The following is a 21,868-nucleotide window of genomic DNA, read 5'->3' as shown; positions in this document are numbered from 1 at the left end:
CAATAAAGATCAAATGTGGGAGCTGGCTTGCCTGCGAAAACGGTAGTGCAGTAACAGATGCACTGACTGACACACCGCCTTTGCAGGCAAGCCAGCTCCCACAGTTCGCCTTGCGTACACATTCAAAAAGCAAATTAGGCCGCCATGAAACGCTACGAAAAATTCGCCGACGACATCGCAGAACTGATCCGCTCCGGCGTCCTCGGCCCCGGCCAGCGCGTGCCATCGGTGCGCTATGCCAGCCAGGCCTACGGCGTCAGCCCGTCCACCGTGTTCCAGGCCTATTACTTGCTGGAGCGTCGTGGCCTGATTCGCGCCCGCCCGCGTTCTGGCTACTTCGTCAACACCCATGCGCCCAGCCCGTTTTCCGAACCGGTGGTGAGTGAGCAGGTGCATGAGTCCACCGATGTGGGCGTGAGCGAGCTGGTGTTCTCGGTACTGGACTCGATCAAAGACCCCAACACCGTGCCCTTCGGCTCGGCCTTCCCCAGCCCCATGCTGTTCCCGCTGCCGCGCCTGGCTCGCTCCCTGGCCAGTGCCAGCCGCGAAATGGACCCACGCCTGGTGGTCACCGACATGTCGCCAGGCAACCCGCAACTGCGCCGGCAGATTGCCCTGCGCTATATGGTCGGCGGCCTGATGCTGCCAATGGAGGAGCTGCTGATCACCAACGGCGCCCTCGAAGCGCTCAACCTGTGCCTGCAGGCCGTGACCGAACCGGGCGACCTGGTCGCCATCGAAGCGCCGGCGTTCTACGCCTGCTTGCAAGTGCTTGAACGCTTGAAGCTCAAGGCCGTGGAGATTCCGGTGCATCCGCGTGACGGTATCGACCTGAACGCCTTGGCCCAAAGCCTTGAGCGCTATCCGATCAAGGCTTGCTGGACCATGACCAGCTTCCAGAACCCCATGGGCGCCACGCTGCCTGAGGAGAAAAAACAGGCGCTGGTGGAGCTGTTGCGCAGCCATCAAGTGCCGTTAATCGAAGATGATGTATATGCCGAGCTGTATTACGGGCAACAAGCCCCAAAGCCGGCCAAGGCCTTCGATACCGAAGGGCTGGTGATGCACTGCGGCTCTTTTGCCAAGAGCCTGGCACCGGGTTACCGCGTGGGCTGGGTCGCCGCCGGGCGCTTCGCGCAGAAGGTCGAGCGGTTGAAACTGATGACCTCACTGTGCCCATCGATGCCGGCCCAGGCGGCGATTGCCGATTACCTGCAACACGGCGGCTATGACCGGCACCTGCGCAAACTGCGCTACGCCCTGGAAGAACAGCAAAGCGCCATGCTGGCGGCCATCGCCCGCTACTTTCCGGCGCAAACCCGGGTCAGCCAGCCGGCAGGAGGCTATTTTCTGTGGTTGGAATTGCCGGAGCAGACCGACTCGCTGAAACTGTTCCAGATGGCCCTGGCCCAGGGCATCAGCATTGCGCCGGGGCCGATCTTTTCCGCGACCCAGCGCTTCAGAAACTGCATACGCTTGAACTATGGCAGCCCGTGGAACGAAGCCTCGGAGAAGGCCATGGAGACATTGGGGCGGATTGTGCGCTCGTTCTAAATGGAACCTACCGTCGCGTCTTAACGACTCAGAGGCCTCCACAGACCGAATAACGAGACCTGCGTGATCACCTGGAAAAACTGCTCGCTGCCAACACGTGTGCCTCGCAACCTGAGGCCTTTTCCCGTCCCTCGCCACTATATGCGCTGGGCGGAACAACAGCAGGTGCGCCAGATGACAGGCCCGAACGGACGCCCTGCCGGTGATCATCGCTCGGCAGAGGCGATCATCGAGCACAGTAGCGTGACAAAAAACTTCCTCAAAGGCTGCGATTTCTATCAGGTCGTCGATGACCTCAAGCGACAGGTCGGCGACTGGACTAACGCTAATCCAGACCCCAAAGCTCGAGCCAATGCGGCCTACGATCTGGATAAAGTGCTGCGCTTTCTCGATAACGTCGATGATCGAACCCTCAATGGCAGCGATAGCCGCAATGGCCATATCGAGGGTTTTTCCAACTGTGGCTATCGCGTGGTGAAGCACTCCGAAGCCGATCTGCTCCGGCAATTCTCCTGGTACGGCTACGGGGTGCTGCGCACGCTGCGGACCTGATCGGCCAGCGCCTTAACGGCCACCGCCCAGGTCAATGAACGTTCCGGTGGAATACGACGCCTTGTCCGACAGTAACCAGATAATCGCCTCCGCCACTTCATCCGGGCGCCCGCCACGCGCCATCGGGATTCCGGACTCCAGCTTGCTGACCCGGTCCGGGTCGCCGCTCAAAGCATGAAAATCGGTAAAGATATAGCCAGGGCGTACCGCGTTGACACGGATGCCCTCACCTGCGACCTCTTTCGATAGGCCGATAGTGAAGGTATCCAGCGCCCCCTTGGAGGCAGCGTAGTCAACATACTCACCCGGCGAGCCCAGCCGCGCCGCCACCGACGACACGTTGACGATACTGCCGCCCTGCCCGCCATGGCGGGGCGACATGCGCAACACCGCGTGCTTGGCACACAGGATCGGGCCCAGCACATTGGTCTTGAGGATTTTGAGGATACGAAACTCGGACATCTCATCGACCCGTGACTTGTGCCCCACGGTGCCAGCGTTGTTGACCAGCGCAGTGACCCGACCCAATTCCGCATCAACGCGATTGAACAGGCCGATCACTTCATCCTCGTTGCTGACATCGGCCCGCACGGCAATCGCCTGGGCGCCCAACGCACGCACCTGTTCAAGTACACGGTGGGCCGCGTCTTCATCCGCCTGGTAGTTGATGCAGATGCGATAGCCCTGGCGAGCGGCGAGCAATGCTGTCTGGGCGCCAATGCCACGGCTGCCCCCCGTGATGATGACGACTTTGTCCATGGCTGCGGCCTCCTGATTCAACCGGATGTTTAAGGTTGGATCCAAGAATACCTTTCACTTAATGCTTTTGTCAGGCGCTACCGGCTCTTCGGTGCGCCGGATATTGGCCATGAAGCTGTCGGCTGGCAACGGGTGCCCCAACAAGAAACCTTGCAAGGCGTCACATCCCAGGCGGGTGAGGAAGTCCTGCTGCATATCGGTCTCCACGCCTTCAGCGACAATTCGCAGGCCCAGGGCCTGGCCCAGGGCCACGATGGCCGAGACGATGGCCGCGTCGTCGCTGTCGTGTTCCAGATCACGCACAAAACCACGGTCGATCTTCAACTCGTTGGCCGGCAGGCGCTTGAGGTACATCAGGCTGGAGTAACCGGTGCCAAAGTCATCGATGGACAGGTCCACGCCCATATCCGAGAGCTGCTGCAATACCGTCATGCTCGCGTCGGCATCGCTCATGGCGGTGGTCTCGGTGATTTCCAGCGTGAGGCTGTTGGCCGGCAATTGATGACGCTCCAGCGCGGCCGCTACGCTATTGACCAAGCCGGCGTGGCAGAACTGCAACGCCGACAGGTTGACGGCGATGCGCCAGCTCTCATAACCCTGGGCGTACCACAGGCGCATCTGGCGACAGGCTTCATCGAGTACCCACTCGCCGATGGGAATGATCAGCCCGGTTTTCTCCGCCAGTGCGATAAACGTAGCGGGCATCAGCAAGCCCTGTTGCGGATGCTCCCAGCGCAACAGCGCCTCGGCCCCTACGGCAAGACCACTGACGGCGTCGAACTTGGGTTGGTAATGCAAACGAAACTGCCCCTGCTCCAGGGCATTGCGCAGATCCTGCAGCAATTGCAGTTGTTTGCGCGCATTGGTGTTCATCGACACATCGAAGAAGCTGTAGCCGTTCTTGCCCATGCCCTTGGCGTGATACATCGCCGCGTCGGCGTTCATCAGCAGTTCCTGGGGGTTATTACCGTTGCCCGGGAACATGGCGATACCGATGCTCGCCGAAATCTGCAACTCATGTTCGGCCACCGTGAAGGTGCGATTGATCAGGCTCACCTGGCGCTCGGCCAAGCCCATGGCATCGTCGGGCTGGGTGAGCTGCACCAGCAACACAAACTCATCACCGCCGATGCGGGCCAGGGTGTCCTGGCTGCGCAAATCCTCGCGCAAGCGCAAGCCGACCTCGCGCAGCAACTGGTCGCCCAGGTGATGGCCAAAGGCATCGTTGACCGGCTTGAAACCATCCAGGTCGATAAACATCAAGGCAAAGCAACCGCCCCGCTCGTTCACCGCCTGGATGCCTTGTTGAATGCGATCAGCCAACAACGTGCGATTGGGCAGGCCGGTGAGCATGTCATGCAGGGCCAGGTGGGTAAGTTCCTGATTGGCCAGGGTCAGGGAATCGGCGAGTACGGCGGTGCGCGCTTCCAGCCGCGCATCCAGCACCGAGGTCAAGAGCGCAATGACCAGCACCGCCAGCGAAGTGACCAAGACCAGGTTATCCAGGCCCTTGCCGCTCAAGCCGGTCAAGGCGGCGCCGCAGAAGCTGCCATCGGCAAAGCGCGCCGCAGCCATCCCGGTGTAGTGCATCCCCACGATAGCCACGCCCATCACCACGGCGGCGCCACCCCGTGCCAGCCGTACAAAAGGTGTGTTGCCCCGTAGGTTGAAGGCAATCCACAGGGCGGCGCCGGACGCCACCACCGCGATCACCAACGAAGCGCCGAACAAGGTCGGGGCGTAATCAATGCCGGGTGTCATGCGCATCGCGGCCATGCCGGTGTAGTGCATGCTGGCGATACCGGCGCCCATCACCAGCGCGCCAAATGCCAGTTGCCAGGCCGGTAAGCGTGGCTGGCTGACCAGCCATAACGCAAACCCGCTGGATAGCACGGCGATCAACAGCGAAAACAGGGTAATGGCTACGTCAAAGCCCAGGGCAAACGGCAGGCGCAGGGCCAGCATCCCGATAAAGTGCATGGACCAGATGCCGATGCCCATCGCCACTGCGCCGCCAGTAATCCATAGGTAAACAGCCCGCCCCTTGGCGGTTGCGATACGCCCGGCAAGGTCCAAGGCGGTGTAGGACGCCAGGATGGCCACGCACAGGGAAATCACGACAAGGGAGGTTGAATAGCTACCGATCAGCATGGGAAGTCTCGCGGGCGACGGGGCGCAAAACCCCGTGCCGGGTGGCAAATCGGGCGATTGTAGCGAGTATGAATCCGAGGCAGGTGATTAATTGATCCGTTAGCCATTACGCAGTTTTTGGCGTCAATCGGCTGGCTTCAGCAGGTGTTTTCAACGACGTCACGGACATCAAAATGCGGGGTTTGCGCAAATCCCCTGTGGGAGCGGGCTTGCCCGCGAAAGCGGTGTGTCAGTCACCCCATCTGCTACTGCACTAACGCTTTCGCAGGCAAGCCAGCTCCCACAGGGAGCTGTGCTTAACTGACTGACATTGGGGCAAGCCCACACATTGGGTCTTGCTCCCACAGAATGCGCGGCGCACCCGGTTATTCCTTTTCAGCCAGGGAGGTCTGGCCGTCCCAACCTCCGCCCAAGGCGGCGATCAATTGCACACTGGCCACCAGCCGCGATTGCAGCAAGGTCAACACGGTGCGCTCGTTGCTCAGGGCCGTCGCCTGCACCGTGACCACATCCAGATAGGCAATCAACCCGGCCTTGTATTGGTTTTCGGTCAAGCGCAAGGATTCACGCGCCGCTTCCAGCGCGTCATTGCTGACCACCGCCTCATCGGCGAGCACCTTGAGCTGGACCATGTAGTTTTCCACCTCACGAAAACCGTCCAGCACGGTCTGGCGGTACTTGGCCACGGTCTCGTCATAGCTGGCCACGGTACGGTCAACTTCCGCCGAGCGCTGGCCGCCATCGAACAGGGTCATGGCCAGTTTCGGCCCCACCGACCAGAAGCGGTTCGGCAGGCTGATCCAATCTTCATAGGTACTGCTGGAGTAGCCCCCCGCCAAGCTCAAGGTCAGGTCAGGGTAATAGGCCGCCTTGGCCACGCCAATATTGGCGTTGGCGGCGATCACCGAGCGTTCGGCCGAGGCGATATCGGGGCGCCGCTCCAGCAATTGGGACGGCAGGCTCACCGGTATCTGCGGCAGGGCCGGGATGTCTTTGCTCACCGCCAAGTTGAAGTTGGCTGGCGCCTCGCCGATCAACACCGCAATGGCGTTTTCCAGCTGGGCGCGCTGCCAGATCAGGTCAATCAGGCTGGCCTGGGTGGTCTTGAGCTGAGTTTGCGCCTGGGCGATGGCATCCTTGCCGGCCACACCGGCACGGTACTGGTTTTCGGTCATTTTCAACGAGCGCTGGTAGGTGTCCAACGTGGCTTGCAGCAGGCGCGTCTGCTCGTCCATGACCCGCAATTGCAGGTAGCTTTGCACCAGCTCCGACTGTTGGCTCAGGCGCATTGCGGCCAGGTCGGCCGAGCTTGCCTCGGCGCTGGCTTCGTTGGCCTCCAGGCCACGGCGCAATTTGCCCCAGATATCGGCTTCCCAACTCACGCCTAACTGGGCGTTAAGGGTGTCGCGAATTCCGCTACTGGAACTGCTGAGACTGGCACTGCTGCTGCCGGTGCCCTGGCTGGCGCGGGTTTTGCCAACGCTCAGGTCAACGCTGGGGTAAAACGCCCCGCGTGAGCTGCGCACCAGGGCCTTTGCCTGACGAAAACGCGCTTCGGCCTGGGCGACGGTCTGGTTGGAGGCGTTGAGGCGCACCACCAGGTCGTTGAGTTGACGGTCACCGTACAGCTCCCACCAGGCGCCGCGGGCCAGGGAGTCGCTGGGGTTGGCCTGGCGCCAGCCCTGGGCCTCCTTGAATTGCACCGGCTCGATGACCTCCGGGCGTTTGTAGTCAGGGCCAATGGCGCAGGCGCTGAGCAACATAGCCAGGCCCACTGTAGGAGCGAGCTTGCTCGCGAACGCCGTCAACGATAACGCGCTCATTCTTGATGAGCGCGGCGCATGGGCGTTCTTCGCGAGCAAGCGCGCTCCTACAGGGGTTGCAGGGGCGTTGGTTGGGTCGGTCATAGCGCAGTGTCCAGGGCAGCATCGGTACGCACGCCGCGCCAGGCGTTGAAGCGGTGGCGCGCGCGGTCCAGGTAAAGGTAAACCACCGGGGTGGTGTAAAGGGTCAGGATCTGGCTGAACACCAGGCCGCCAATGATGGTCAGGCCCAGCGGGTGACGCATTTCCGCGCCGTCGCCGCTGCCGAGCAGCAACGGTAAGGCACCGAGGATCGCGGCCAGGGTCGTCATCAGGATCGGCCGCAGCCGCAACAGGCAAGCACTGCGGATCGACTCCAGCGGGCTCATGCCGTCGTTGCGTTCCAGTTGCAGCGCCAGGTCGATCATCAGGATCGCGTTTTTCTTCACCACGCCGATCAACAGGAACAAGCCCAGCAAGGAGATCAGGCTGAACTCGCCGCCCAGCAAGTAGATCGCCAACAACGCACCGACACCGGCCGACGGCAACGTAGACAAGATGGTCAGCGGGTGAATGTAGCTTTCATACAAAATACCCAGCACCAGGTACACCGCCACCAGCGCGCCGAGAATCATGAACGGCTGGCCTTTCTGGGTCGCGGCGAACGCATCGGCAGTGCCTGCCATCTTGGCGATCACGTCTTCGGGCAGCCCGACCTTGGCAATCGCACGCTCGATGGCCGCCGTGCCCTGCTCCACCGTGACCCCGGGCGCCATGTCGAAGGCGATATTCTCCGAAGCAAACTGGCCTTCATGGCTGACGCGGTCGTCGGCCAGGCTGTTCTCATAATGGGCAATGGTCGACAACGGCACCCGTGCGCCGTCGGCGGTGATCACCTGCATCTGGTTGAGGGTGATCGGGTCCTGGGCGTATTTGGGGTTGACCTCCATCACCACCTGGTACTGGTTGAGGCTGTCGTAGATGGTGGAAATCTGCCGCTGGCTGTAAGCGTTGTTGAGCACCGCCGTGACCATGTCCATGTCGATACCCAGGCGCTTGGCCTGGTCGCGGTCGACAATCAGCGTGACCTGGGCCGCGCCCCGGCCTTCGCGGGCGTCGATGGCGGTCAGCTCTGGCAATTCACGCATGGCTGCCACCACTTTCGGGTACCACAGGCGCAGCGCGGCCAAGTCACCGCTTTGCAGGATGTAGGAATACTGCGCGCTGGTCTGGTCGCGGCTGCCACCAAATTGCAGGTCCTGGTCGGCCATCAGGAACAAACGCCCGCCCGGCACCAGCGGCACCTCTTTGCGCAAGCGCTCGATCACTGCCTGGGCAGAGATCTTGCGTTCACTGATTGGCTTGAGGCGCACCAGCATCACTGCATTGTTGGTACCGTTATTACCGCCGATAAAACCGGCTACGCTCAGCACAGCCGGGTCCTTGAGCACCGCCTGGCGAAAGATCTCCATCTTGGGCTGCATCACGCTGAACGACAGGCCATCGTCACCGCGCACAAAACCGATCAACTGGCCGGTGTCCTGCTGGGGCATGAAGGTTTTGGGCACCACCACGTACAGCGCGATATTCACGCCCACGGTGACCAACAGGCTGAGCAAGGTCAGGCGCCGATGGCGCAGCACCCAGTCCAGGCTGGTGGCGTAGCCGGCGACCATACGGTCGTTGACCTTCTGGCTCCAGCGCTGCAAACCGGTCTGCCGGTCCTTCACATGCGGCTTCAACCAGCGGGCGCACAGCATGGGCGTCAGGGTCAGCGAAACAATCAGCGAGACGATGATCGCCGCCGACAAGGTGATGGAAAACTCACGGAACAGGTTGGTGACGATCCCGCCCATAAACAGAATGGACAGGAACACCGCCACCAGCGACACGTTCATTGACAGCAAGGTAAAGCCGACTTCCTGGGCGCCCAGGTAGGCGGCTTTCATCGGTGGCACGCCCTCGTCGATGTGCCGGGAAATGTTCTCCAGCACCACGATGGCATCGTCCACCACCAGCCCGGTGGCGAGGATCAGCGCCATCAGCGAAAAGTTGTTCAGCGAAAAACCGTACAGGTACATCACCGCAAAAGTGCCCACCAACGACACCGGCACCGCCAGGGTCGGGATCAGCGAAGCACGGAAGTTACCCAAGAACAGGTACACCACCAGGATCACCAGCCCCACGGCAATCAGCAGGGTCATTTCCGCTTCATGCAGGGTGGCGGTGATCACGGGCGAGCGGTCCATGGCCAGGCTGAGCTTGACGCTGGACGGCAACACCGCCTGCAACGCCGGCAACTGCGCCTTGATCTGCCGTACGGTTTCGATGATGTTGGCGCCGGACTGGCGGTTGATCACCAGCAACACCGCCGAATCATTGTTGAAGAAGCCGCTGTTGTAGCGGTCTTCAACGCCATCAGTGATCTTCGCCACGTCCTTGAGGCGCAGGGCGGCGCCGTCTTGGTAGCGAATCAGCAGGGGCTCATAGTCCTTGGCTTTTTCCAACTGATCGTTGGCCTGGATCTGCCAGTTGCGCTCGCTGTCTTCCAGGGAGCCTTTGGGCCGGCGCTGGTTGGCGTTGGCGATGGTGTTGCGCACATCGTCCAGGGCGACGCCGTACTGATCGAGGGCCTTGGGTTCCAGCTCGATGCGCACCGCCGGCAGCGAACTGCCGCCGATCTGCACTTCGCCCACGCCCGGCACCTGGGACAGGCTCTGGGACAGGATGGTCGAGGCCAGGTCATACAACTGCCCTTTCTGCAGCACGTCGGAGGTCAGCGACAGCACCATGATCGGCGCCTGGGACGGGTTGATCTTCTTGTAGGTGGGCATGCTGCGCATGCCGCTGGGCAGCAGGTTGCGCGATGCGTTGATGGCCGCCTGCACTTCCCGCGCCGCGCCGTTGATGTCGCGGTCGGAATCGAACGCCAGAATCACCCGGGTAGAGCCCTGGCTCGAGGAACTGCTCATGGTGGTGATACCGGCAATCGCGCCGAATGAGCGCTCCAGCGGCGTGGCCACCGTGGAAGCCATCACCTCGGGGCTGGCACCGGGCAAGCTGGCCGACACCACAATCACCGGGAAGTCGATCTGCGGCAATGGCGACACCGGCAACAGGTTGAAGCTCACGCCACCGAGCAACATGATCGCCAGGCTCAGCAGCATGGTGGCTACCGGCCGGCGGATGAAAGGTCCGGACAGGTTCATGGCTCAACCGGCTCCAGGCGTTGCGGCTCTTTGCGCCAGCGCCGGCCAAGACGATCGAAGTACAGGTAGATCACCGGCGTGGTGAACAGCGTCAGCACCTGGCTTACCAGCAAGCCACCGACCATCACCAGGCCCAGGGGCTGGCGCAGTTCGGCGCCGGAGCCACTGGCGAGCATCAACGGCACCGCACCGAACAAGGCCGCCAGGGTGGTCATCAGGATCGGCCGGAAGCGCAACAGCGCGGCCTGGTAGATCGCCGTCTGTGGGTCCAGGCCCTGGTTGCGTTCGGCGTCGAGGGCGAAGTCGATCATCATGATCGCATTCTTTTTCACGATACCGATCAACAGGATGATGCCGATGATCGCGATCATGCCCAGGTCATTGCCGCTGAGCAGCAACGCCAGCAAGGCCCCCACTGCCGCCGACGGCAAGGTCGAGAGGATAGTGATCGGGTGGATATAGCTCTCATAGAGCACACCGAGCACGATGTACATGGTGACCACCGCCGCCAGGATCAACAGCAAGGTGCTCGACAACGAGGCTTCGAACGCCTGGGCCGCCCCCTGGAACTGGGTTTGCACGCCCACCGGCATGCCGATGTCCTTCTGGGTCTGGTTGATCAGCTCCACGCCTTTGCCCAGCGCCACGCCGGGCGCCAGGTTGAACGACATCATCACCGCCGGGAACTGGCCGATATGGGCAATCGCCAATTGCGCCTGGCGCTGTTCCACATGGGCCAGGCTCGACAGGCGTACCTGGCCACCGTCGGTGGTTTTCACATGGATCTGGTTGAGGGCCGCCGGGCCGAGGGTTTCGCCGGACTGGGCCTGCAACACCACCCGGTACTGGCTGGCCTGGGTGTAGATGGTGGAGATCTGGCGCTGGCCGAAGGCGTCATACAGCGCATCGGTGATGGTCGAAACACTCACGCCCAGGCGCGAGGCCGCATCGCGATCAATCACCAGGTACACCTGCAAGCCTTTGTCCTGCAGGTCACTGGCGACGTCGGTGAGTTCCGGCAACTGGCTGAGGGCGTGCACCAGCTTGCCGCTCCACAATGCCAACAACTCGGCGTCCGGCGAGGACATGCTGAACTGGTACTGGGTACGGCTGACCCGGTCCTCTATGGTGAGGTCCTGCACCGGCTGCATGAACAGGCGGATGCCCACCAGCTTGTCGATCTGCGGTTGCAGGCGGGTGATCACCTGGGCGGCGCTCAAGTCGCGCTGGCCGTGGGCCTTGAGGTTGATCAGCAAGCGGCCGCTGTTGAGGGTGGCGTTATCGCCGTCCACACCAATGTAGGACGACAGGCTCTCGACCGCAGGGTCGGCGAGGATGATCTTCGCCAACTCCTGCTGGCGTTGGCTCATGGCCGCAAAGGAAATCGACTGCGGCGCTTCGGAAATGCCCTGGATCACCCCGGTGTCCTGCACCGGGAAAAAGCCCTTGGGCACCACCAGGTACAGCACCACCGTAAGGCCCAGGGTGGCGATGGCCACCAGCAACGTCAGCGGCTGGTGCTTGAGCACCCATTGCAGCTTGCGGCCGTAGGCTTCAATCAGCCAATCAATCCAGGCGCCGCTGGCTTTGTAGAAGCGGCCCTGCTCTTCTTCCTTGGGTTCGCGCTTGAGCAGGCGCGCGCACATCATGGGCGTGAGGGTCAGGGACACTACCAGGGAAATCAGGATCGCCACTGCCAGGGTGATAGCAAATTCGCGGAACAGCCGCCCGACCACATCAGCCATGAACAGCAGCGGGATCAACACCGCAATCAGCGACAAGGTCAGGGATATCAGGGTGAAACCGATCTGCTTGGCGCCCTTGAGCGCGGCCGCCATCGGCGTCTCGCCTTCCTCGATATAGCGCGAGATGTTTTCCAGCATCACGATGGCGTCGTCCACCACAAACCCGGTGGCGATGGTCAGGGCCATCAGTGTCAGGTTATTGATGGAGAATCCGGCCAGGTACATCACGCCAAAGGTGCCCACCAGGGACAGCGGCACGGCGATGGACGGAATGATCGTGGCGCTGACGCGGCGCAGGAACAGGAACGTCACCATCACCACCAGGGCAATGGCGATCAGCAATTCGTGCTGCACGTCTTTGACCGAGGCGCGGATGGTCTGGGTGCGGTCGGTGAGCACCGTCACGTCCAGGCCGGCCGGCAGGTTGTCGGTGATGCTGGGCAGCAGGGCCTTGATGCGGTCCACCACCTCGATCACGTTGGCGCCTGGCTGGCGCTGGATATTGAGCAGCACGGCCTGGTTCTCGTTGGCCCAGGCGGCAAGACGTTCGTTTTCGGCACCGTCGACGATCTGCGCCACATCCTTGAGCCGCAGCGGCGCACCATTGTTGTAGGCCAGGATCAGTTCGGCATATTGCTCAGGCGAAACCAACTGGTCGTTGGCATCGAGCATCGACACGCGGGTGGGGCCGTCAAAGTTACCCTTGGGCTGGTTGACGTTGGAGGCGGCGATCAGGGCGCGCACGTCCGAGAGATTCAAGCCATTGGCCGCCAGGGCCTCGGGGTTGACCTTGATGCGCACGGCCTGGCGCTGACCACCGGCGATGCTGACCATGCCGACGCCGCTGATCTGCGCGATTTTCTGCGCCATGCGCGTGTCGACCAAGTCATTGAGCTTGGGCAACAACATGGTCTTGGAGGTGATTGCCAGGGTCAGCACCGGGGTATCCGCCGGGTTGACCTTGTTGTACACCGGCGGCGCCGGCAAATCCTTGGGCAGCAGGTTGGTGGCGGCGTTGATCGCAGCCTGCACCTGTTGCTCGGCGACATCCATATTGATGTCGAGGTTGAAACGCAGGGTCAGTACCGAGGCACCGCCGGAGCTGGTAGACGCCATCTGGGTCAGCCCGGGCATCTGCCCGAACTGACGCTCCAGCGGTGCGGTGACCGCGCTGGTCATCACATCGGGGCTGGCGCCGGGGTACAGGGTCATCACCCGGATGGTCGGGTAATCCACCTGGGGCAACGCCGACACCGGCAGCAGGCGGTACGAAATGATGCCGGCCAGGACAATGGCCAGCATGCTCAGCGTGGTGGCGACCGGGCGAAGGATGAACAGGCGCGACAGGTTCATGAACCGACCTTTTGCGCCTTGCCGGCGTCAGCACCGGTCTCCCCTTTCGCTGCGGGCTTGCCTTGCAGGTGTTCGGTCGGCGTGGTCGGCACCTCGCTGCTGGCGTTGACCACTTCGATCTCGCTGCCGTCCTTGAGGCGGTCGGTGCCTTCCAGCACCACGCGGTCGCCAGCGGCCAGGCCTTCCTTGATCACGGTGTTTTCGCCGTCGGTGTCGCCCACCACCAGCGGCTGGACCTTGACCTTCTTGTCGCCGTCGAGCTTGTAGACAAAGGTGCCATTGTTGCCGAACTGGATCGCCGCGGAGGGCGCCAGCACTACGTTGTTCAAGGTGTCGGCCAGCAGGTGCACATTGACGAACTGGTTGGGGAACAGCGCCTGGTCCTTGTTATCGAAACGCGCCTTGAATTTCAGCGTGCCGGTAGTCACGTCAATCTGGTTGTCCAGGCTTTGCAGTACACCGACCGCCTGTTTTTTCACGTCGCTACGGTCCCAGGCTTCCACGGGCAACTTGTTGCCTGCGTGATAACGGGCCAACACGGTTTCCAGGGTATTTTCCGGCAGGGTGAAGGCCACGCTGATCGGCTGGGTCTGGGTGATCACCGCCAGGGCGGTGGTGTCGTTGGCGGCGACGAGGTTGCCGACGTCAAGCTGGCGCAAACCGACGCGGCCACTGATGGGCGCGCGGATCTTGGTGAATTCAAGGTTGAGCTTGGCGTCGTCCACCGCGCCCTGGTTGGTCTTGACCGTGCCCTGGTATTGCAGAACCAGCGCTTCGGCGGTGTCCAGAGTTTGCTTGGCGATACTGTCCTGGGCGTACAGGTCGCGGTAACGCTGTACATCGACCTGGGCGTTCTTCAACTGGGCCTGGTTCTGCAGCAAGGTGCCCTGGGCCTGGAGCAAAGCGTTCTGGTAGCTGCGCGGGTCGATTTCTGCCAGCAGGTCGCCGGCCTTGACCATCTGCCCTTCCTCGAAGGCGATCTTGACCAGCTCACCGCCCACCCGGCTGCGCACATTAATGGTGTTCAGCGCCGTGACCGTACCCAGGGCCTTGTAGTACACCGGAAATTCCCCCAGCACCGCCGGCGCCACACGCACCGGTACCGGCCCGGTGGAACCACCGAAGCCCGGGCGCGCCATGCCGGTCTTGCCCGTGTGCCCCGCCGGAGCATCTTTATGGGCTGCGCCACTGGGCCAGAATTTCCAGCACAGGCCGGCGATAACCAGCAGCACGAGCAGGCCAAACAGCCAGCGGCGGGAGTTGCGGGAGGAGGATTGCATGGAGTGATCAACCATTGGGGGTGAGAGCTTCTTCTTCGGGAGGCTGAAAGATAAGCACTGGGGTGCGTTTAGAAAAGCACCTTTACCGGCTATTTACCTTAGGCTTACAACGTTTAACTTTTTGATCTTAGTCCACCGGCTATTTCGCTAAGCCGCTGACGCTCAAATAAAAACGGCCTGGACTAGGCCAGGCCGCGATCATGCATCATACGTGTTACTGCCAAACGACAGTCATACGTAGAAACAGTTACTTCAACACAGCCAGGGCGGCGTCGTAGTTTGGCTCTTCAGCGATTTCCTTGACCAACTCGCTGTGCAGCACGTTGTCGTTTTCGTCCAGCACCACGACAGCGCGAGCGGTCAGGCCCTGCAGCGGGCCGTCAGCGATGGAAACACCATAGTCAACGGCGAAGTCGGCGTTGCGGAAATCCGACAGGTTCTTAACGTTTTCCAGGCCTTCGGAACCACAGAAACGCGCTTGGGCGAATGGCAGGTCGGAGGAGATGCACAGCACCACGGTGTTGGCCACATCGTTGGCCTGGGCGTTGAACTTGCGCACCGAAGTGGCACAGGTTGGGGTGTCAACGCTTGGGAAGATGTTCAGCACTTTGCGCTTGCCGGCAAAGGTAGCCAGGGTGGCGTTGGACAGATCGCCGGCGGTCAGGGTGAAGTCTGCAGCTTTGGCGCCGACTTTCGGCAGTTCGCCTTCAACCTGGACCGGGTTGCCTTTAAGGGTGACTTGAGCCATGAACGGAATCCTTATGCTGGGTTTGGTTAAACGAATTCGAGAGGCGGAAGTTAACCACAAAGTGCCGAAGCTACCTACCGCCAGACACAAATTGTCATGTCCTCACGCATGATCAATACCGACACCGTCTGGAATCGGGCGCGAACACGTGCTTACCCGCCGAAATTGCGCTGATTTAGATTCAGTTCGATAGACAGGAAATGCCGGGCACCGGAGGTGCCCGGCAAGACGTTGGCGCTCGCGAGCTAGATGCTTACGGCATGCGTCGCTATTGCCCGATCATCGGGTCCGGACATATCAAAGATAAACTCTGCCCTGAACGTTACCGTCTGAGTCCCGCTCGGAATCGCTACTGACTTGTAGTTTGACCAAGTATGCCACTGCCCATCCTGCTTACGGTCATCGGGCGAGTCCAGGTCCCATACCGTGTTGTTGCCGACCTTGACCTCGTAATTAATATTGGCTTTGTTACGTGAACTATCGCCGCTGATCATGTACTCCTCGGTGGTCAACGTCAGCGTGTTACCTGAGCGCTGAAACCTGATACGCAAATTGCCGCTATAGCCGGTAACACCCCTTGTCAATGTGACGTTATGCCAATCAGCTTTAACCGCGTTCCCCTTGTTGGTTTGTTCATGGTCATCCATGGTAGGCACCTCCTAAAAACGATTTGATGAGTTTCCGACCGCCCTACATCCGGAAAGCTGTAGCGAACCTAACACCCTGCACAAGCCGCGATAACTGTGAACGTTGACAGGCCACAAGCTCATTTCGCAATTAAAAACCACGCATTAATCAGCATTTGCTCGCAAGGCTTGTTGCGACGCAAAAGTATGATTTAATCATTCGCTTTTTAAGGCCCGCCGACGGCACGAAGGACTCATTTCATGCATCAACCCGCCACCAAAGTCCTGGTCATTGGCTACGTCTGGCCCGAGCCCCGCTCCTCGGCAGCGGGCGGGCATATGATGCAAATCCTTGAGAGCTTTCTTACGCAAGGTTGGGACATTACCTTCAGCAGCCCCGCCACCATTGGCGAGCACAAGGCCGACCTGCCCGCACTCGGAATCGCCGAACGCGCCATCGAACTGAATAACAGCAGTTTCGATGACTTTGTCCGCGAACTGGCCCCGGACATCGTATTGTTCGACCGTTTCATGATGGAGGAGCAATTCGGCTGGCGCGTGGAACAATGCTGCCCCGACGCCCTGCGGGTGCTGGAGACCTCCGACCTGCAAAGCCTGCGGGACGCTCGCCACCAGCGTTTCAAGGAGCAGGTGAAAGCCAACCCCGACAGCGACGACTTCAGCGCCCTGTTCGCGCCGGCATTGGAGGACGAGTTCCAGCGCATGGCCGATACCGACTTGGCCAAACGCGAAATCGCCGCCATCTACCGCTGTGACATCAGCCTGATGATCTCCGACGTGGAAATCCGCCTGCTCACCGAACAGTTCAAGGTGCCGGCCGCCCTGCTCCACTGGTGCCCGTTGATGCTGCAACCGCCCACCGACGCATTTGCGCCCTTTGAAGACCGTGCGCATTTCCTCAGCATCGGTAACTTCCGCCACGCGCCCAACTGGGATGCGGTGCTTTGGATGAAGCACAGCCTGTGGCCGCTGATTCGCCAACAACTGCCGGGCGCGCAGTTGCACATCTACGGTGCCTACACGCCGCCCAAGGCCACGGCCCTGCACAACCCGGCGCAGGGTTTCCATGTGATGAACTGGGCCGAAGATGCGCTGCAAGTCATGACGGCCGCGCGTATCTGCCTGGCACCACTGCGCTTTGGCGCCGGCATCAAGGGCAAGTTGGTGGACGCCATGCTGTGCGGCACGCCCAATGTCACCACCCCCATCGGTGCCGAGGCCATGGGCGATGACCAACCCTGGCCCGGCGTAATCGCACAGGACGCCACGGCCCTGGCCGCCGCTGCCGTGGCCCTTTACCAAAGCCGCGAGCGCTGGACCCAGGCCCAGGAACAAGGGCGCCAACTGCTGGCCCGGCGCTATGACCAGGACGTGCACGGGCCCGCCTTGGTGGAATGCCTGGAACGTTGCCGCAGCAACCTTGCGGCCCATCGCCGGGACAACTTCACCGGCAGCATGCTGCGCCACCACGCGCATAAAAGTACCCAGTACATGTCCCAGTGGATCGAGGCCAAAAACCGCACCCTATAAACACTGGCGCTGGCGAGGTCGCGCGCGACGGGGCATTATCCTACGCAGCAACCACAATAAAGCGACGGCAGCATGACCCGAGCAACGCGCATCACCGACCCTTCCTACGAGTTGATGGACGACCACAACGGCCTGTCCATCATTTATCGCCAGCACGGCTTCCCCTGCCCCCTGGTGCGCTGGCATTTCCACAAGGAATACGAACTGCACCTGATCGTCGCCAGCTCCGGCAAGGTGTTTATCGGCGACTACATCGGCAACTTCTACCCCGAAAGCCTGTTCCTCACGGGCCCCAACCTGCCGCATAACTGGATCAGCCAGGTGGAAGAAGACGAAATCGTGCCCAAGCGCGACATGCTGGTGAACTTCACCGATGAATTGTTCGAACACGGCAGCCACATCTTCACCGAACTCAAAAGCCTGGCGCCGCTGCTTGAACGTGCGCAATACGGCATCGAATTTCGCTGCAAAAAAACCATCGCCCACGCCATGACCCTGATGCAACGTATCGAAGACGCCCAAGGCATGGCACGCCTGGGGCACTTCTTCATCCTGCTGGAAGTATTAAGCGCCTGTGAGGACTACCAGTTACTGTCCGGCGTCACCACGCCACAGCAAGCCGACGAACACAGCATCGACCGCACCAACCGCGCGGTGGACTACATCTTTGCCCACTACGCCCGGGAGCTGCCGCTGGAAGAAGTGGCGGAGTACCTGGGGATGAAGCCAACGTATTTTTCCAGGGTGTTCAAACAGGCGACCGGGCGCACTTTTATTGAATTCGTCAATCGGCTGCGCATCAGCAAGTCCTGTGAATTGCTGGCCGATGGGGACAAGGCGGTGACGGATGTGTGCTTTGAGTCGGGGTTCAATAATATTTCCAACTTCAATCGGCGGTTTCAGCAGCTTAAGGGGATGACGCCGTCTCACTATCGGCGGTTGGCGGTGCAGCGGTTGACGGAGCAAAATCTGGCTTAAGCGGGGCATCCACTGGTCAGAACTGTCGATTCTGACAGTGTCGTACAGCCAGGAGGTTAGCCATGCTGGGGTTCTGGCATCCGAGCGGAATTCGCCATGAAAAAGTCGACGACTGTTTTTGCTATCAACGAATCCACACGTTTCGATATCCCAGGGGACACTTGGAGCTGGACCGGTGAGGGCGAGATATATGAGGACGATTACGACAATCAATACCGCTGGTTCTCCAGAGCGGTAGCCAGAGATTGGGGCCGGGCATTGACCGGACTTGAAGACATTCAGTTGACCATTCGGCTACGTGGCGAGCAAACGGGCGAAACACTCATTGCCACTCATCCGGGAGGCTCGGAAGAACTGCATAATATAACGCCTGGAAAGCCTGCCCTTTACCGGTTCTACCTCCGGTCCACAGTGACCGGCGAAGTTTCAGTGCGCCTTAATTTCAAATCCAACCGGATCATGGTGATCGATACGATCAATGTGATAGGGCCGGTCAGTCCGTGGCGCCGTATACTTGGACGTTTTTTCCGCTTGTTCAACAGTCATAAGGCATAAAGGGGGCGCATTTATTTCGGCTTAAATAAATGCGTGCCCTTTTTCAGTATTCCACGCTTTTCTACGTTAAAGATAAATTTTGCTGCTGTACTAAGGATGACCTCGGTTGATTAACGAAAAAACCAACGTTTTAATCTGCATTGTGGATGTGTACTGAAAGGACACTTTCAGATTTGGGAAGTTAATCTGATCCAGCGAATAAGTATCAAAGCCACCCAATACGGTATCCAAAGGCAGCTTCGTCAGGCCTTGTGATTCCATGGGCATACCGAAAGCTGCTCGCACCTCTGACTTGGATGCTAATAACGCGAAAGGCTTGGGAAGTTCACCCTTGTACTCTGTTGAACCTTCAACAGTAGAGCGCAGGGTGATAAAGAGTCGCTCGTACCTCCTCGTCTCAGCCCAGAAGCTTAACTCCAGGCCGTCAGCTGATTTTTTCAGCGATAACCAATCACGCCCGTTATAGAGCTCAGTGAGTGGCAGGTCTGGAATAATCCCATGAAAAATTAAATCCTCATAGAGCCATCCTAGATGTTTGATCCAACGCTCAATTGTCACGACGCCCATCAATACCATCCTTATTTTTGACTGTTATCGTCTATCTGAGAAAGAGCGAATTCTGTTCTTGGCCACACGTAAAATCATGGGAGACTTGCTGGAGCAAACAGCTAATTGCCACTGGCGATCATGTTGGCAATTCGACGCTCCATAGCTATAGCAAGCCTCTGTGAGAGCTCAATCGTGTCCGGAATCAATCAAAGAGAAACTGATATTGTTAACTCTAAGATTTTCCAGATAGCTGAGAGCTACCATCACGTTGGGATGTACCTTTTGGTCCAAGTAATATATGTCTGCTCCGCCCCGCACGCCCAATCCACCGGGCAGTTTTACGGAGGGCTTGGATTTAGTGGGCACACCTAAAACCTCACGTACGTATCGTTGATCCATATCTAACTTGAACGGTTGAGGTAATTGCCCGGCATAGACAGGCTGCCCGACTGTTTGAATCAGGACGATCATTACTTGTTCCAGCCGTTTTGTTTCTGCCCAGAACCATAATTTCACGCCGGGTTCTGGATTTTGAATCAGCTCCTCGTTATCAGACGTATCAAAGAGCCGCTTGAGCAGTAAATCCTGAATGAGCCCTTCGCTCACCAATTTTTGATAAGGAAAACCAAGCCCTCCAACTAAACGACTGATCGCACCGGCGCCCACCAGTACCCTCCTGAGTTTGGTTAATGTCATCGCTGCTGACGAGAGGCTCCAATACCGAACTCATCACCTGCACTTGATTAAAATCAAAGAAGCACTATCTGCGCTTGGCGTTGCAGCGGCTAACTGAGCAGAAACCGGCTCGAAACAAGTCAAACTAACTGGCTTATTCTCCGCTGCACAATGCAAAAGTTAGCGTTTCGACCATCATTTCGGCATTGTAGCTGAAACCTACACGGACGCCGGGATGGGTTTCTTGATGCAGTCGATATGCGTCCCATCCACCACTTTTTTTGCTACCACTACCGGGCAGTTTGCTAGGACCTATAGATTTATATGGCATACCTAGTTCGCTACGAACGCTGAACTGATTCATCTGGCTAACGAAGGGGGACGGTAGACCCCCTTTGTAAACGTGATCGTTTTCGTCGCGTTGAATAAGCGTTAATAATACCTTCTCAAATATCACATTTTTTTTGCAAACCAGAGCTCTACGCCTTCGACCGGAAACTGGACCCACTCTTCGTTTTCCGCGGTATCCAACAACGGCATCAATGAGCCTCTGAAAATCAAGCCCTCACTGATCAATTCGGCGTAAGTGCGTCCCAGCCGACTGATCAACTTGTTAATCGCTGCAGCATCCATTAATACCACCCTTGTTTCTGATTGATATCGTGCCGGCGAGAATGATCAACCTCTATGCCTTGGCGACTTGCTTGATCGAATGACTAATCTCCACAGGCGAACATTGTCTCCTATCGAGGATTAAGGACAGCACAGAGCAAGCGATCACCAGTTTGCAACTGGCGATCATATTGGCAGTTCACCTGCTCCATGCTTGAGGCAACACGCTTCTAATTTATCACCGAGAAACTGATATTGTTTACAGCATAGCTTTCAAGATAACCAATTATAACTTTTGCATTCGGATGCCATTCGTTGGACAACTTATATGCATCCCACCCTCCCCGTATACCCAGCCCCCCTGGAAGCCTGGCACGACCTCTCGAATCAATAGGTTCTCCCAAAGCACTACGCACACTTTGCTGATTAATCAACAGGGAAAATGGAGCGGGTAACCCTCCAGCATAAACCGGTTGCCCGACCGTCGGGATGAGTGTGATCAGAATCTGCTTCAGGGACTTGGTCCTGTCATTGAAGAGCAACTCCACTCCCTCTACTGGACGCATGGTCGGCCAATCGCTGTCCTCAAATGGCTTCATCAGCGGTTGATTGGGAACCTTCCCACTTGCTACAAGTTCGGTAAAACCGAGTCCTAAACTCTCCACCCACAACTTAATCGTTGGCGCGTCCATTAATACCACCCCATTTCTTTATTGATTTTATGCATCTTGGTCCGCGCATCTTCAAGGTCCGCTTCTTTGAACCCTTCCTCAAGCATGTAGGGCTTTATTGCATTAAAATTTCGCTCTACCGCACCTCGTAAATCAGCTGCATCCACCTGTCGTTTGAATTTTGTGTTTCTGCCTCCGAAGGTCTCACTGTATTTCTGATGAACACGAGATGGTATCGCGATGCTCACAGCGTTTTTCATTGCCTGCTTCCGATCAACTTCATCAAGATGCGGAAAATTTTCTACCAAGTAATACTCTAACGCCGCTTGGGAAGGCATGTGATCCAAGTGCATTCCTTCACGAGGCCGTCCACTGAACGCACCATAAATATCAACCTCCAACGGCCTGACCGCCGGCTTGGCAAACACCAAATACAACGGCGGCACACCCGAATCAGCCGGAAACGAAATGATCGTATCCTGCCAGGTGATGTTTTCT

The 21,868-nt window shown here is 59.0% G+C and carries 18 protein-coding genes; 5 read left to right on the top strand and 13 right to left on the bottom strand.

All coding sequences use genetic code 11. From position 1 onward, the window contains the following. Positions 1-144 precede the first annotated feature (144 nt). Both mapR and E1K68_RS13130 read left to right on the top strand, forming a co-directional pair. Positions 145-1,554, top strand: a complete 1,410-nt coding sequence (gene mapR / locus E1K68_RS13135) for a GntR family transcriptional regulator MpaR (protein WP_034135502.1) — start codon at positions 145-147, stop codon at positions 1,552-1,554. A 63-nt stretch (positions 1,555-1,617) separates the two neighbouring features. Continuing rightward, positions 1,618-2,106 (top strand): hypothetical protein, encoded by a 489-nt coding sequence (locus tag E1K68_RS13130; protein WP_003190976.1) that lies wholly within the window; start codon positions 1,618-1,620, stop codon positions 2,104-2,106. Positions 2,107-2,118: 12 nt separating this feature from the next. Here E1K68_RS13130 and E1K68_RS13125 read toward each other — a convergent pair whose 3' ends face one another. The 8 genes from E1K68_RS13125 to E1K68_RS13090 form a co-directional block, all read right to left on the bottom strand. Continuing rightward, complete coding sequence (locus tag E1K68_RS13125) at positions 2,119-2,865, bottom strand: SDR family oxidoreductase (protein ID WP_003190975.1); 747 nt, start codon at positions 2,863-2,865, stop codon at positions 2,119-2,121. 54 nt (positions 2,866-2,919) lie between these two features. Next, on the bottom strand, positions 2,920-5,016 hold the full coding sequence (locus E1K68_RS13120; RefSeq protein ID WP_212614193.1) for an EAL domain-containing protein: 2,097 nt from the start codon (positions 5,014-5,016) through the stop codon (positions 2,920-2,922). A 365-nt stretch (positions 5,017-5,381) separates the two neighbouring features. Further along, the gene (locus E1K68_RS13115) at positions 5,382-6,923 is read right to left on the bottom strand and encodes an efflux transporter outer membrane subunit (protein WP_212614192.1); all 1,542 of its coding nucleotides are present in this window, start codon (positions 6,921-6,923) and stop codon (positions 5,382-5,384) included. Further along, on the bottom strand, positions 6,920-10,027 hold the full coding sequence (locus E1K68_RS13110) for an efflux RND transporter permease subunit (protein WP_003190971.1): 3,108 nt from the start codon (positions 10,025-10,027) through the stop codon (positions 6,920-6,922). The genes E1K68_RS13115 and E1K68_RS13110 overlap by 4 nt, the downstream gene beginning before the upstream one ends. Then, positions 10,024-13,125 carry an MdtB/MuxB family multidrug efflux RND transporter permease subunit gene (locus E1K68_RS13105; RefSeq protein ID WP_003190970.1) on the bottom strand — a complete coding sequence of 1,034 codons (3,102 nt, stop codon included), beginning with the start codon at positions 13,123-13,125 and terminating at the stop codon, positions 10,024-10,026. Before E1K68_RS13105 ends, E1K68_RS13110 begins: the two co-directional genes overlap by 4 nt. Further along, entirely contained in the window at positions 13,122-14,420 is a 1,299-nt protein-coding gene (locus E1K68_RS13100) for an MdtA/MuxA family multidrug efflux RND transporter periplasmic adaptor subunit (RefSeq protein WP_003190969.1), read from the bottom strand. The genes E1K68_RS13105 and E1K68_RS13100 overlap by 4 nt, the downstream gene beginning before the upstream one ends. A gap of 232 nt (positions 14,421-14,652) precedes the next feature. Then, positions 14,653-15,153 carry a thiol peroxidase gene (gene tpx, locus E1K68_RS13095; protein WP_003190967.1) on the bottom strand — a complete coding sequence of 167 codons (501 nt, stop codon included), beginning with the start codon at positions 15,151-15,153 and terminating at the stop codon, positions 14,653-14,655. Between the two features lie 245 nt (positions 15,154-15,398). Continuing rightward, entirely contained in the window at positions 15,399-15,800 is a 402-nt protein-coding gene (locus tag E1K68_RS13090) for a hypothetical protein (RefSeq protein ID WP_032900599.1), read from the bottom strand. A gap of 240 nt (positions 15,801-16,040) precedes the next feature. Between E1K68_RS13090 and E1K68_RS13085 the strand changes: the two genes are divergently transcribed. The 3 genes from E1K68_RS13085 to E1K68_RS13075 all read left to right on the top strand — a co-directional run bounded on the left by E1K68_RS13085 (position 16,041) and on the right by E1K68_RS13075 (position 18,863). Further along, complete coding sequence (locus tag E1K68_RS13085; protein ID WP_212614191.1) at positions 16,041-17,330, top strand: glycosyltransferase; 1,290 nt, start codon at positions 16,041-16,043, stop codon at positions 17,328-17,330. Between the two features lie 72 nt (positions 17,331-17,402). Continuing rightward, positions 17,403-18,308 carry an AraC family transcriptional regulator gene (locus E1K68_RS13080; RefSeq protein WP_094775050.1) on the top strand — a complete coding sequence of 302 codons (906 nt, stop codon included), beginning with the start codon at positions 17,403-17,405 and terminating at the stop codon, positions 18,306-18,308. Between the two features lie 96 nt (positions 18,309-18,404). After that, the gene (locus E1K68_RS13075; RefSeq protein WP_032900598.1) at positions 18,405-18,863 is read left to right on the top strand and encodes a hypothetical protein; all 459 of its coding nucleotides are present in this window, start codon (positions 18,405-18,407) and stop codon (positions 18,861-18,863) included. Between the two features lie 90 nt (positions 18,864-18,953). Here E1K68_RS13075 and E1K68_RS13070 read toward each other — a convergent pair whose 3' ends face one another. The 5 genes from E1K68_RS13070 to E1K68_RS13050 form a co-directional block, all read right to left on the bottom strand. Beyond that, positions 18,954-19,430, bottom strand: a complete 477-nt coding sequence (locus E1K68_RS13070; RefSeq protein ID WP_032900597.1) for a DUF6392 family protein — start codon at positions 19,428-19,430, stop codon at positions 18,954-18,956. A gap of 168 nt (positions 19,431-19,598) precedes the next feature. Next, positions 19,599-20,078: a DUF6392 family protein gene (locus E1K68_RS13065; protein ID WP_003190963.1), complete on the bottom strand. Its 480-nt coding sequence runs from the start codon at positions 20,076-20,078 to the stop codon at positions 19,599-19,601. Between the two features lie 462 nt (positions 20,079-20,540). Then, positions 20,541-20,720 (bottom strand): hypothetical protein, encoded by a 180-nt coding sequence (locus tag E1K68_RS13060; RefSeq protein ID WP_050547337.1) that lies wholly within the window; start codon positions 20,718-20,720, stop codon positions 20,541-20,543. Between the two features lie 209 nt (positions 20,721-20,929). After that, positions 20,930-21,391 carry a DUF6392 family protein gene (locus E1K68_RS13055; RefSeq protein WP_244858802.1) on the bottom strand — a complete coding sequence of 154 codons (462 nt, stop codon included), beginning with the start codon at positions 21,389-21,391 and terminating at the stop codon, positions 20,930-20,932. Beyond that, on the bottom strand, positions 21,391-21,868 hold a 478-nt coding region (locus E1K68_RS13050), incomplete at its 5' end, for an S-type pyocin domain-containing protein (RefSeq protein WP_212614189.1). The genes E1K68_RS13055 and E1K68_RS13050, both read right to left, overlap by 1 nt.

This window comes from Pseudomonas sp. B2021 (assembly GCF_018135665.1).
GTDB lineage: Bacteria > Pseudomonadota > Gammaproteobacteria > Pseudomonadales > Pseudomonadaceae > Aquipseudomonas > Aquipseudomonas lactis.
This window is presented reverse-complemented; position numbering and strand designations above follow the sequence as displayed.